10 protein-coding genes are annotated in these 12,731 nt (G+C 57.3%); 1 reads left to right on the forward strand and 9 read right to left on the reverse strand.

The annotated features are described in order from the left end of the window. Positions 1–30: 30 nt before the first annotated feature. The 9 genes from potE to kdpF all read right to left on the reverse strand — a co-directional run bounded on the left by potE (position 31) and on the right by kdpF (position 11,963). Positions 31–1,344, reverse strand: coding sequence for a putrescine-ornithine antiporter (gene potE, locus PUP35_RS06070; protein ID WP_127730053.1), 1,314 nt, complete (start codon positions 1,342–1,344; stop codon positions 31–33). Then, positions 1,341–3,539 carry an ornithine decarboxylase SpeF gene (speF, locus tag PUP35_RS06075; protein WP_127730055.1) on the reverse strand — a complete coding sequence of 733 codons (2,199 nt, stop codon included), beginning with the start codon at positions 3,537–3,539 and terminating at the stop codon, positions 1,341–1,343. Before speF ends, potE begins: the two co-directional genes overlap by 4 nt. 254 nt (positions 3,540–3,793) lie before the next feature. Further along, positions 3,794–3,898: a leader peptide SpeFL gene (speFL, locus tag PUP35_RS06080; RefSeq protein WP_003858645.1), complete on the reverse strand. Its 105-nt coding sequence runs from the start codon at positions 3,896–3,898 to the stop codon at positions 3,794–3,796. 279 nt (positions 3,899–4,177) lie between these two features. Continuing rightward, a complete protein-coding gene (gene kdpE, locus PUP35_RS06085; protein WP_111964377.1) occupies positions 4,178–4,855 on the reverse strand; it encodes a two-component system response regulator KdpE in 678 nt (225 codons plus the stop codon). After that, positions 4,852–7,539: a two-component system sensor histidine kinase KdpD gene (gene kdpD / locus PUP35_RS06090; RefSeq protein ID WP_127730057.1), complete on the reverse strand. Its 2,688-nt coding sequence runs from the start codon at positions 7,537–7,539 to the stop codon at positions 4,852–4,854. Before kdpD ends, kdpE begins: the two co-directional genes overlap by 4 nt. Next, positions 7,540–8,115 (reverse strand): potassium-transporting ATPase subunit KdpC, encoded by a 576-nt coding sequence (gene kdpC, locus PUP35_RS06095; RefSeq protein ID WP_271367158.1) that lies wholly within the window; start codon positions 8,113–8,115, stop codon positions 7,540–7,542. A 12-nt stretch (positions 8,116–8,127) separates the two neighbouring features. Beyond that, positions 8,128–10,176, reverse strand: coding sequence for a potassium-transporting ATPase subunit KdpB (gene kdpB, locus PUP35_RS06100; protein ID WP_274242329.1), 2,049 nt, complete (start codon positions 10,174–10,176; stop codon positions 8,128–8,130). 18 nt (positions 10,177–10,194) lie between these two features. Beyond that, entirely contained in the window at positions 10,195–11,874 is a 1,680-nt protein-coding gene (gene kdpA, locus PUP35_RS06105) for a potassium-transporting ATPase subunit KdpA (protein ID WP_136195357.1), read from the reverse strand. Continuing rightward, positions 11,874–11,963: a K(+)-transporting ATPase subunit F gene (gene kdpF / locus PUP35_RS06110; RefSeq protein ID WP_014069365.1), complete on the reverse strand. Its 90-nt coding sequence runs from the start codon at positions 11,961–11,963 to the stop codon at positions 11,874–11,876. The genes kdpA and kdpF overlap by 1 nt, the downstream gene beginning before the upstream one ends. A gap of 309 nt (positions 11,964–12,272) precedes the next feature. On the opposite strand from kdpF, the gene PUP35_RS06115 reads away from it, so the two are divergent. After that, positions 12,273–12,479: a YbfA family protein gene (locus PUP35_RS06115; protein WP_008501079.1), complete on the forward strand. Its 207-nt coding sequence runs from the start codon at positions 12,273–12,275 to the stop codon at positions 12,477–12,479. Positions 12,480–12,731 lie beyond the last annotated feature (252 nt).

A 12,731-nucleotide genomic window follows, 5' to 3' on the forward strand; every position in this document is an offset into this window, starting at 1 on the left:
CGGTAAGCGCTAGCGCCACCGGGTTTTTTTTCAACTGTGCTTATTCTTCAATTCAAACCGTGGTGACACCAGACCGTACAGCGTCCAGCCCATAAAGGTTACCATTGCCCCGTAGAGCATCGCTTCCTGGCCCGATGAGTAGAGCGCATAGAAGCTGTAGATTGCCCCAATCAGCGCCACGATATTGGCCGCGCGCGCTTTGCGCGGATCCACCTTCGCCACCTTCTGAATGATCACCAGCGCCGCCATCGACAGAATATACGGAATGATGTTCGTCACGACCGCCAGGTTGACCAGCACGTTGAACTGGCTGTTCAGCGACGGGCTAATGGTCATCAGCGACAATCCGCTCTGGAAGATGACAATCGCCAGCATGCCCTGCACCGGCGCATCGGCTTTGGTCACGCGGGAGAAGATTTTTGGGAAGTACCCTTCATCAGCCGAGGATTTAAACACCTGCGCGATGGTGAACTGCCAGCCAAGGAGTGAACCGCAGCACGACATGACCATCAGACCCATAATCACTTTCCCGACTTCCGGCGTGAACATCTGCGCGAAGGCCAGTCCGAACGGTGCCGTAGAGTTAGCAAGTTCCATGTTTGGCACAATCCCGGCAATCACGTTAGTCGAGACGATATAGATCACCGCCGCGCCCAGCGTACCGCCGAGGACCGCAATCGGGACGTTCTTTTCCGGATTATCAACGACTTCTGCGTTCGCACAGGCGGATTCCAGACCGAGGAAGGCCCAGAGCGTCATGGCGATAGAAGAGCCGACTGCGCTGAAGAACGGCACATGGTGCGGGTTCCAGGAGTTGGCGTACAGGGTCGGGCTGAACCAGAACCAGCCGATGATGCACAGGCCGACAACGGGAATAATTACCCCCCAGACGGTGATGCTGGAGAGCTGTCCGGTGATACGCGCCCCGCCAAAGTTAGCCACGGTGCAGATCCACAGCACGCCGATGGTGGCCAGGCCAATCTGTACCGGGCTGAGCGTCGCGCCAAACAGCTCCGTACCGTAGCCCACGGCGGAGATGGCAATCGCCACGTTGGCGATCAGCAGCGACACCCCGTAGGTATAGTTGGCCATAAAGTTGCCAGACTTACCAAAGGCATACTCGGCGTAGCCCCCCATGCCGCCTGACTTGCGGCTGAACATCCCGCACTTGGCAAACGCCCACGCCAGCGCCATTGAGCCTACGGCGGTCACCAGCCAGGAGATGATAGAGATGGTACCCACCTCAGCCAGTTTGGTTGGCAGCATGATAATCCCGGAGCCCATCATGTTCACCATGGTGAGGATAGTTAGCTGCACCACGCCCATCTTATTGGACTTACTCATAATTTCTCTCCTTTCAGCAGCGCGGGCTGAGTGGCGGGTTGTTTGATGACGTTACAGCGAACCTGTTTGCGGCCCTCGCACTCTTCGACGTACACACCCTGCAGCTCCGGCGCGAAGCCCGGCAGCAGGTTGATGCCTTCTTCCAGCGCCGCGAAGTAGCGCAGCACGGAGCCGCCCCAGACCTCCCCAGGGACCACGCACAATACCCCCGGCGGATAAGGAAGGGCGCCTTCCGCGGCGATGCGGCCTTCCGCGTCGCGCAGTGAAACCAGTTCAACTTCACCGCGCAGATAGGCGTAGTTGGCGTCCTGCGGGCTCATCATCACGCGTGGGAAATGGGACTTGCGGAACATCTCTTTCTGCAGCTGCTTCACGTTGTGGCGGGCATACAGGTCATGCATCTCCTGGCAGATCTGGCGCAGGGTGTAATCCGCGTAACGTTCCGGATGCTGTTTGTAGAGAGAAGGCAGGACGTCTTTCAGCGGAACATCGCTCTCGAGCAGTTTTTCGAAGCGCACCAGCTGCGCCACCAGCTGCTGCAGTTTGCCCATATCTTCCGCAGGCGTGAGCAGGAACAGGATCGAGTTGAGATCGCATTTTTCCGGCACGATGCCGTTTTCACGCAGGAAGTTAGCGAGGATAGTGGCGGGCACGCCGAAGTCGTCATACTCCCCGGTGCGGGCGTTAATGCCCGGCGTGGTTAGCAGGAGCTTGCACGGGTCGATAAAATACTGATGCTCGGCGTAGCCTTCAAAGGCGTGCCAGTTTTCACCCGGTACGAAGTGGAAGAAGCGCAGATCGGTCGCAATTTCCGCCGTGTCCCAGCTTTCCCACGGACGGCCATCCACCGTCTCCGGCACGAAGGGGCGCAGATAATGGCAGTTTTCCAGAATCAGCTTGCGCGCTTCGATACCGTTCACCACGCAGTCCATCCACATGTTGCGGCCGCTCTGGCCTTCATGCATCTTGGCGTTAATGTCCAGCGCGGCGAACAGCGGATAAAACGGGCTGGTGGAGGCGTGCATCATAAAGGCATTATTCAGCCGCTTGTGCGGGACATAGCGTTGCTGTCCTTTGATGTGGCTGTCTTTTTTATGGATTTGCGAGGTCTGGGAGAAGCCCGCCTGCTGTTTATGCACGGACTGGGTAACCAAAATCCCCGGGTCGTTTTCGTTCAGCTCCAGCAGCAGCGGAGAGCAGTCGGCCATCATCGGGATAAACTGCTCGTAACCCACCCAGGCGGAGTCAAACAGGATGTAATCACACAGATGCCCAATCTTATCCACCACCTGACGGGCGTTATAGATGGTGCCATCGTAAGTACCCAGCTGGATCACCGCCAGGCGGAACGGACGCGCATCGCGCGCACGGCTCGGCGCCACCTCCGCCACCAGCTCGCGCAGATAACTTTCTTCAAAGCAGTGGGCGTCAATGCCGCCAATAAAGCCGTACGGGTTGCGCGCGGTTTCCAGATAGACTGGCGTTGCGCCTGCCTGGAGTAGGGCACCGTGATGGTTGGATTTGTGGTTGTTGCGGTCGAACAGCACCAGGTCGCCCGGCGTGAGCAGGGCGTTAAGTACCACTTTGTTGGATGACGAGGTGCCGTTCAGCACGAAGTAGGTCTTATCGGCATTAAAGACCTTCGCCGCATGTTGCTGCGCAATGCACGGCGCGCCTTCGTGAATCAGCAGATCGCCCATCGCCACGTCGGCGTTACAAAGGTCGGCGCGGAAAAGCGTCTCGCCAAAGAAATCCACAAACTGATTGCCGGCAGGATGGCGGCGGAAGAACTGGCCACCCTGATGCCCCGGGCAGTCAAACGCGCTGTTGCCCTGCTTCACGTAGTCGACCAGGGCGCGGAAAAACGGCGGGCGCAGCTGGGTTTCATACTTTTGGGCTGCCGCTTCCAGCTGGCGTCCATAAAAGTCGTTGCTGGTGTCTGAATACTCAAATACGCCATGAATGCGCGATAAATAGTCTGCCGGAATGAATTCTTCTTTCTGCGTCGCGACAAATACGGGAATGCCAAAACCGGTGGCTTCTATTTCGTCCAGTATCCCGCCGGTAATATCACTGACCGCCAGAACAATAGCGGCGACATCGATATAATCAGAGGCTCTGACATCCACCAGTTCACGCTGGGTGGTAAAGCAATCAGGACAAGCGCGGCTGGCTGCGATTTTTAAACTTTTCATCTTTCTCTCTTTATTTTAGGTAATAAGCGTCCCTCGATTTCTTGCAAGAAAGAAATCGATAATTTTCCGGAAAAAAAGCAAAGGGTGGCCGCTGATTAAAATCAGTACATTGCTTTTTTGATGATTGAAATTCAGTCCGCCCGGTGCGGATGAGTCTGAATCAAGATGAATGAGCGCACGAGTTCACAGGCAAAGACCTGTAAAATAAGATGTTTCAGGATAACCTGTAAGCGAGTGCGCCAGAAGTCGAAGGACTACCGGGCATTAAAGAGATGAAAGTCAAAGCAGTTTCGGTGGGCAAACATCATGATATGCGTTGTCCGCCTTATATGGGGCATTAAGCGATTGTTGTTTTCCATGTTTCATTTTCCTTTCAGTAATTGAAAGCATGGTCATTTTATCCAGGAAAAAGCGATTAACTGTGAACAAGATCACCGTTAACCGATCAAATCAGAAATAAATATTCGTTTTTGATGAATATCGCAGATCAAAATTCTGATTTGTTGGTGTTGCGTTAACAGGTTGTATTATCAATGTTTTAAATGAGCAAAAATAGCCCGTAAAAATAACTTATGGGTTATTTGTGAAATATTGTCTGAGGTATTTCGGTTTTATTTAAAAATAAAATGAATAGTTATTCAAAGCATAAACCGATAACCGATACCGGTTTCAGTTAATAAATGGCGAGGGCGAGCGGGGTCGACTTCGAGTTTCTGACGAAGATGTCCCATATATATGCGTAAATAGTGACTATGCTCCACGGCGTTGGGTCCCCACACCTGACTTAACAGCTGGCGCTGGGTGAGAACCTTGCCGTGGTTGTTGAGCAGCACGGCGAGCAGGCGAAACTCAATGGGCGTAAGATGAATTTCCTCTTCGCCGCGCAAAATGCGCCGCGCGGCCAGGTCAACCCGGATATCCCCAAACGCGTAGGTTGGATCGGCAGGCGTGGTGGCGCTGTGGCGACGCAGCGCCACGCGAAGGCGAGCCTGAAGCTCGCCGATACCAAACGGTTTAATCAGATAGTCATCCGCCCCGGCATCCAGCGCGGCGATTTTATCCGTCTCTTCAGTACGGGCGGAGAGCACGAGGATCGGCATCTGGCTCCACTGGCGGACTTCACGAATAAAATCGATGCCGTCGCCGTCCGGGAGTCCCAGATCGAGGATCACCAGGTCCGGCTTGCGGGTAGCGGCCTCAATTAAACCCCGCTGAAGCGTACCCGCATCATGAACGCGCAGACCGTCTCCTTCCAGCGCAGCGCGCAGAAAACGGCTAATGGCGATCTCATCTTCAACAATCAGAACGTTAATCACAAATCCTCTGGTAATTCATTAAGTTCTGGCGGGGTTTCCAGAGGAAGTGTAACACAAAACCGCGCGCCGCCTTCGGGACGATTCTCCGCGGAAATGGAGCCGCCATGCACGTCAATGATCGCCTGACAAATCGCCAGCCCCAGCCCCACGCCCGGAATGGCCGACTCCTTGTTGCCGCGTGCGAATTTCTCGAAAATAGCCAATTCCTGCCCGGCTGGAATGCCGGGGCCGGTATCCCAGACGTTAAGGCGAAGGGTGCCCTCTTCCACCGTCGCATCAACCCCAATCTGAGCACCGGCGCCCGCATATTTGCCGGCATTTTCCAGCAGGTTGATCAGCACCCGTTCAAACAGCGGACCATCGACATGAATTAAGGTCAGGGGCTCGGGCATGTTCAGCACGATATGTCGCCCGCCCAGACCGGGTTCGAGCATTTTCAGCGCGCTGCCCACCACCTCTTCCAGCGTGAGCCACTCTTTTTTGAGGTTAAAACCGCCCGACTGGATACGCGCCATGTCGAGCAGGTTATTCACCAGGCGCGTGGTATTCAGCACGTGCTGGCGGATCTCGCTGGCCTGAAGGGCATGTTTAGAGCCTTCCGCCGCCAGGTCCAGCGTCAGAATTTCTGACTGGCCAAACAGGACGGTGAGCGGGGTACGCAGATCGTGAGACAGCGCCGCCAGCAGCGAGTTACGAATGCTTTCACGCTCGCTCGCCAGACGGGCCTGTTCCTCGCTGGCGGTGAGGGCCAGCCGCTCCAGCGCGCTGGCAACCAGCAGCGTAAAGGTCTCCAGCAGTCGCTGCTGTTCGGGGATCATCAGCTGGCGCAGGTTGGAAGGCTCCACGATGACCAGCCCCTGATTTTTATCGGCGCTGCGCAGGGGCAGAATTTGGTAGGGCACGCCGGGGAGGGTGTCGGTCCCTGCGCCCGCCGGTAAGCCTTTGTCAAAGCTCCAGCGCGCGATGGCTTCGTCCCAGGGCGTCATGCCTGAGGCCGACGTCAGCGGGCGCAGCTTGCCGTGTTCGTCCGGGAGTAAAATCAGGTTGCTGGCATGAAACGTCGAGCGGATAAACTGCTCGCTGGTCTGTACGATATCCAGCGGCGTGCGGCCCACCGCCAGCGATTTCGACATCTCATAGAGATGGCGCGTGCGCTGTTCGCGATAGCGGGCGATACGCGCCTGATAGCGCACGCCCGCCGTCAGATTGCCGATCACCAGCCCGACGGTGAGCATCACGGCAAAGGTGAGGATGTACTGCACGTCCGAGACGGCGAGCGTCCCGCGGGGAGCAATAAAGAACAGATCGAAGCTGATGACGTTAATCACCGTCGCCAGGACCGACGGCCAGCGCCCGTAAAAGAGCGCCACCACTACCACGCCGAGAAGGTAGATCATCACCAGGTTGGCGGCGTCAAACGCAATCAGCCACTGGCTGGCAATCACGGTAATCAGGGCGCAGAGCACGACGGCGACAAGACAGCCGCGAAGCTGAATGCGCCATTTATCGCTGAAGGTGCGGCTGTCCGGCGCACGATTGGGTAAGGGGGTAGGTTTGTCGTCCAGCGCCACGATCACCAGATCCAGATCCGGCGCGCGACGGGCCAGCTTGTCGGCAAATGATTCGCGGCTAAACCAGCGGCGATGCTGACGACGACCAATGACGATTTTCCCCAGGTTATGCTCGCGCGCGTAGCGCAGAATGGCTTTATCTTCCTGAGGATCGGAAAGGGTGGCGGTTTCCGCACCCAGCTCCTGCGCAAGGCGCAGCGAACTCAGTATCGCGCGACGCTGGTTTTCGGGCAGCGCGTGCAGCTGCGGCGTTTCGACATACACCGCATGCCAGACGCTGCCAAATTTGGCAGCCAGGCGCGCGGCGGTGCGGACAAGCTTTTCATTGCCGCTGCCGTGGCCCACGCACAGCAGGATGGCGTCCCGCGTGTGCCAGACGCGTTCCTGGCCCTGCAGGTCGCGCCAGGCGCGCATCTGATCGTCCACCCGGTCGGCGGTTCGGCGCAGGGCCAGCTCGCGCAGGGCTATCAGGTTGCCTTTACGGAAGAAATGTTCGATGGCGCGCTCGGCCTGACCGGCGATATAGACTTTGCCTTCGTGCAGGCGCTGGCGCAAATCATCGGGCGGCAGGTCGACCAGCACCACCTCGTCTGCGGAATCGAAGAAGGGATCGGGCACTGTTTCGCGCACCTGAATGCCGGTCACGCCGCTGACCACGTCGTTCAGGCTTTCGAGATGCTGAACGTTAACCGTCGTGAACACATCGATACCGGCTTCAAGTAACTCTTCAACGTCCTGCCAGCGTTTGGGGTGGCGCGAGCCTGGCGCATTGCTGTGCGCCAGCTCGTCCATCAGGATAAGCGCGGGGCGGCGGGCGAGGGCGGCATCGAGATCGAATTCAGTGACTAACCGACCGCGATGGCTGATGCGGCGGGGCGGCTGGGTTGCCAGCCCCTTCAGCAGTGATGCCGTCTCTTTACGTCCGTGGGTTTCAACCACGCCGATCAGAATATCGAGCCCCTGCGCCCGAAGCCGCTGGGCTTCCGTCAGCATAGCGAAGGTTTTCCCGACGCCCGCGCAGGCGCCGAAGAAAATTTTCAGTTTGCCGCGATGGGCTTCAGCCGTCTGTTCAAGCAGCCTGTCCGGATCCGGGCGCATGGGCTCGTCGGTCATTTAGTTTTTCCTTAGCGCGTCCAGCGCCAGATTCAGCTCAACAATATTTACCACGGGCATGCCGATGAAGCTGACCAGCGGCTTTTGCGTGTGCACGGCAATCAGCTGGCTCACCTGTTCGACGGTCAGCTGACGGGCGGCGGCGACGCGCGGGATCTGCCATGCCACGGCTGCTGGCGTCAGGCTGTAGTCCAGCCCGCTGGCCGAGGCGGTCACCAGCTCCACGGGAACGTCACGGCTGGCCTGTGGATTCGCGGCACGCAGGGCAGCCACGCGCTCAGTAACGGCTTTATCAAGCTCGGGGTTGCTGCCCGCCAGGTTACTGCCGCCGGATGCCATCGGATTATACGGGCTTTCGGCAGTGGCGGAAGGGCGTCCCTGGAAGTAGCGGGCATCCGTAAAGTTCTGACCAATCAGGCGAGACCCGCGGTTTTCACCGTTTTGCATAATCAGCGAGCCGTTAGCCTGATCCTTAAACCACCACTGGCCCAGCGCGGTGGTCACCAGCGGGTACAGCCCGCCGGTAATGAGAGACAGCAGAATAAACAGAAGTATAGCGGGGCGTAACATCGTCATTTGATTCACCTTTTAAACCAGGCCGAACAGCGTCAACAGCAGGTCGATAACCTTGATGCCGACGAAGGGCACCACCAGCCCGCCCAGGCCGTAAATCCACAGGTTGCGGCGCAGCATGGCCGCCGCCGTGAGCGGCTTATAGCTCACGCCCTTCAGCGCCAGCGGGATCAGGAAGACAATAATCAGGGCGTTAAAGATCACTGCGCTCAGAATGGCCGAGGCCGGAGAATGCAGGTGCATTACGTTCAGGGCGTTTAATTGCGGATAGGTCGCAGCAAACGCGGCCGGAATGATGGCGAAATACTTCGCCACGTCGTTAGCGATACTGAACGTGGTCAGCGAGCCGCGCGTCATCAGCATCTGCTTGCCGATGTGTACCACTTCAATCAGTTTGGTCGGGTTAGAGTCGAGGTCGACCATGTTGCCCGCCTCTTTGGCTGCCTGCGTACCGGAGTTCATCGCCACCGCCACGTCGGCCTGCGCGAGGGCTGGAGCATCGTTGGTCCCGTCACCGGTCATCGCCACCAGACGGCCTTCCGCCTGATACTGACGAATCAGTGCCAGCTTGGCTTCCGGTGTGGCTTCGGAAAGGAAATCATCCACGCCCGCTTCGGCGGCAATCGCCGCGGCGGTAAGACGGTTATCCCCGGTGATCATCACCGTTTTGATCCCCATCTTACGCAGCTGGGCAAAGCGCTCCTTGATGCCGCCTTTGACGATATCCTTCAGCGCAATCACCCCGAGTACGCGCGCGCCTTCGGCCACCACCAGCGGCGTTGCCCCCTGACGGGCCACGCTTTCAACCAGGTTGTCCACTTCCGGTGGGAAGTGACCGTTGTTGGCCTCGATGTGGCGGCGGATCGCGTCAACCGAGCCTTTACGGATCATGCGATCCTGGATGTTGATGCCGCTCATGCGGGTTTGCGCCGTGAAGGGTACGAACGTGGCGTGCAGGCTCTGAACGTCGCGCTGGCGCAGGTTAAAGCGCTGCTTGGCGAGGATCACAATGCTGCGGCCTTCCGGGGTTTCATCAGCAAGCGAGGAGAGCTGCGCGGCATCCGCCAGCGTTTTTTCATCCACGCCCGGTGCGGGTAGGAAATCTGACGCCTGACGGTTACCGAGGGTAATGGTCCCGGTTTTATCCAGCAGCAACACATCCACGTCACCGGCGGCTTCTACAGCACGCCCGCTGGTGGCGATGACGTTGGCACCGAGCATGCGGCTCATGCCGGCCACACCGATGGCCGACAGCAGGCCGCCGATGGTGGTGGGGATCAGACAAACCAGCAGCGCCACCAGCACCGTGACGGTGACCGCGGTACCGCCATACGCAGAGAACGGCCACAGCGTCGCGGTTGCCAGCAGGAAGACAATGGTCAAGGCCACCAGCAGGATGGTCAGGGCAATTTCGTTTGGCGTTTTACGGCGCTGTGCGCCTTCCACCATGGCGATCATCCTGTCGAGGAAGGTTTCACCCGGGTTAACGCTGCACTGGATCACCAGCCAGTCGGAGAGAATGCGCGTCCCGCCCGTCACGGAGGCGAAATCACCGCCGGATTCACGGATAACCGGCGCGGATTCCCCGGTGATGGCGCTTTCATCCACCGATGCGCCCCCTTCAATGACTTCGCCGTCGCAAGGGATGATGTCACCGGCTTCAACCAGCACCACATCGCCTTTACGCAGTTCATCTGCCGGAACGTGGTCCATCTGAGCGCCGCATTTCGGTTCCCGTAGCTTGCGCGCGAAGGCGGTTTTTTTCACCCCTTTCAGGCTGTTGGCCTGGGCTTTACTCCGGCCTTCCGCCAGCGCTTCCGCAAAGTTGGCGAACAGCACGGTAAACCACAGCCACAGGCTGATGGCGCCGGTAAACATCGCATTTCCCGGCATATGGCCCGTTCCCATGGCAATCGCCAGGGCGGTGGTCAGGACGCTTCCCGCCCAGACGATAAACATCACCGGGTTGTGCCACTGCACGCGCGGGCTCAGCTTTTTCAGCGCATCCATGAGCGCCTGGCGAACTAATGACGGTTCGAACAGGGCCAGTTGTTTACGACTCATGACAATTTCTCCGCAAAATCAGCGTAAAGAGAGGTATTCCGCGACCGGGCCTAACGCGAGGGCGGGGATAAAGGTCAGGGCGCCGACCAGCAACACGGTGCCCGTCAGCAGGCCGATAAACAGCGCGCCGTGGGTCGGTAATGTCCCGGTAGTGGTCGGTTGGATTTTTTTGTTCACCAACGATCCGGCTATCGCCATAACCGGCACAATGATCCCGAAGCGGCCCACGAACATGCAGAACGCCAGCAGACAGTTCCAGAACGGAGAGTTGGCGCTTAGGCCTGCAAAGGCGCTGCCGTTGTTGTTGGCGGCAGAGGAGACGGCATACAGCACTTCACTAAAACCGTGAATGCCGGGGTTAAAGATGCCGCTGCGTCCGGCCTCGGTCATCAGCGCCAGCGCGGTGCCGAGCAGCACGAGAGCCGGGGTGACCAGGATTGCCAGCGCGGTTAATTTCATCTCGCGGACGTCGATTTTTTTACCCAGATATTCCGGGGTGCGGCCAATCATCAGACCGGCAATAAACACCGCCAGCAGCACGAACAGCAGCATGCCGTAAAGACCGGAGCCCACGCCGCCAAACACCACCTCGCCAATTTGCATTAGCCACATCGGGATCATGCCGCCCAGCGCCGTAAAGGAATCATGCATGGCATTGACGGCCCCGCACGACGCTGCCGTGGTGACCACTGCATACAGGCTGCTGGCGAGAATGCCAAAGCGGCTCTCTTTACCTTCCATGTTGATGGCGCTATCGGCACCGAGTGAGAGGAAGTGCGGGTTACCCTGCCATTCGGCCCACATCACCAGCGCAACACAGACCACAAAGATCAGCGACATGGTCCAGAGCAGGGTGCGGCCCTGACGGCGATCGTTAACTACGTCACCAAAGGCAAAGCAGAGCGCGGCGGGGATAAGGAAAATCGCCAGCATCTGCACAAAATTAGTCAGGGCGGTCGGGTTTTCAAACGGGTGCGAGGAGTTGGCGTTGAAGAAGCCCCCGCCGTTCGTTCCGAGCATTTTGATGGCTTCCTGCGACGCCACTGGCCCCATCGGCAGGAGCTGTTTTGCGCCTTCCAGCGAGGTATATGGCGCGTAAGGCAGCAGGTTTTGCAGGCTGCCCTGCTGAATGAAGAACAGCGCGATCAGCAGCGCAATCGGCAGCAGGATCCACAGCGTAATGCGCGTCAGGTCTACCCACGCGTTACCCAGCGTACTCACTTTCTGACGCGCAAACGCACGCGTCAGCGCGAAGATCACCGCAATACCGCTGGCGGCAGAGAGGAAGTTCTGCACGGTTAGCCCGACCATCTGGCTGAAGTAGCTGAGCGTGGTTTCACCAGCATAGGACTGCCAGTTGGTGTTAGTGACAAAACTGACTGCCGTGTTAAGCGCGAGATGCCAGGACAGGCCCGGCAACTGTTGCGGATTCAAAGGCAGGATACCCTGCAGCATCAGCATGGCAAAAAGCGCAATGAGCCCGACGATGTTCAGCAGCAGAATGGCGATCAGATAGTCACGCCAGTTCATTTCCCGATCGTCTATACCCAGTACGCGCCAGATCCCTTTTTCAACGCCTCCCGTGCCGGGCAGGGGAACGTTATTGATTAGCCGTGCCAGCCCCGAGCCCAGTGGCCTTGCCAGAAAGAACAACACCACTAAGAAACTGGCAATAAGCAAAAACGCCTGAGCAGCCATCAGAATGCCTCCGCATTAATCAGGGCATAAACCAGATAACCCAATAACAGGAACACCAGCACGATGCCGGCAATAAGACCTGCACTCACAATCCACCTCCGGGTGACTTTTGTTGTTGTGCTAACGGTAGGATTTCTGGCGCAAAGATTTCGCAAAAATGAGAAGGGCGGGTGTAAAAAAAGTATAAAAATGGCAAAGCCCACAATTTAACTATTGATAAGTAAATCGTTAACTTTTTTGTAACTTAATTACGGCGTGAATGTAAATTTTCGCTAAACGGACGAAAATAAGTGGTCGGATGAGTAGTAAAATTACAAACAAAGCGATATTATTTTAGCCAGGTCACAGATTTTGAATTTTCCGGATAACGTTTCCGGCCAACTATAGGGGAGAAAAATATGGATCTTTATAAAGAGTTTCCGGCTCATATCGTGTTCATGCGCCGCGCTTTCGCCGTAGTGGCTGGCGTGCTGGCTCTGCCGGTGATGCTGTTCTGGAAAGATCGTGCGCGTTTTTATAGCTATCTGCACCGCGTCTGGGCGAAAACCAGCGAGAAGCCGGTATGGATGGATCAGGCCGAGAAAGCGACCTGCGACTTTTACTAAGACTACACACAGCAATAAAAAAACCGCCAACAGCAATGTGGCGGTTTTTTTGTCCCTCCGGATTCGCGGTCCGTTGGGTAGTCTTGCAGCCCCTACCCGGGATTTTTATCATACCCTCCTGTAAGCAGATGGCAATCCCTGGAAGCCTTTATAAGATCCTAATTTTCTTCGAGTATCTTACCTTTGCAGCGGATGTTCATTATGATGCGGCGTCCCTTTCCGCCATCTCGCAAATGGGCATCGGTCCTGGGA

Source organism: Enterobacter sp. S-33 (assembly GCF_028735835.1).
GTDB lineage: Bacteria > Pseudomonadota > Gammaproteobacteria > Enterobacterales > Enterobacteriaceae > Enterobacter > Enterobacter vonholyi.

Bases quoted from the DNA above. Each gene is read 5' to 3' on its own strand.
- kdpC (WP_271367158.1), bottom strand. From the start codon at position 8,115: ATGACGATGTTACGCCCCGCTATACTTCTGTTTATTCTGCTGTCTCTC.
- kdpA (WP_136195357.1), bottom strand. From the start codon at position 11,874: ATGGCTGCTCAGGCGTTTTTGCTTATTGCCAGTTTCTTAGTGGTGTTG.
- kdpB (WP_274242329.1), bottom strand. From the start codon at position 10,176: ATGAGTCGTAAACAACTGGCCCTGTTCGAACCGTCATTAGTTCGCCAG.
- kdpD (WP_127730057.1), bottom strand. From the start codon at position 7,539: ATGACCGACGAGCCCATGCGCCCGGATCCGGACAGGCTGCTTGAACAG.
- speF (WP_127730055.1), bottom strand. From the start codon at position 3,539: ATGAAAAGTTTAAAAATCGCAGCCAGCCGCGCTTGTCCTGATTGCTTT.
- potE (WP_127730053.1), bottom strand. From the start codon at position 1,344: ATGAGTAAGTCCAATAAGATGGGCGTGGTGCAGCTAACTATCCTCACC.
- PUP35_RS06115 (WP_008501079.1), top strand. From the start codon at position 12,273: ATGGATCTTTATAAAGAGTTTCCGGCTCATATCGTGTTCATGCGCCGC.
- speFL (WP_003858645.1), bottom strand. From the start codon at position 3,898: ATGGAAAACAACAATCGCTTAATGCCCCATATAAGGCGGACAACGCAT.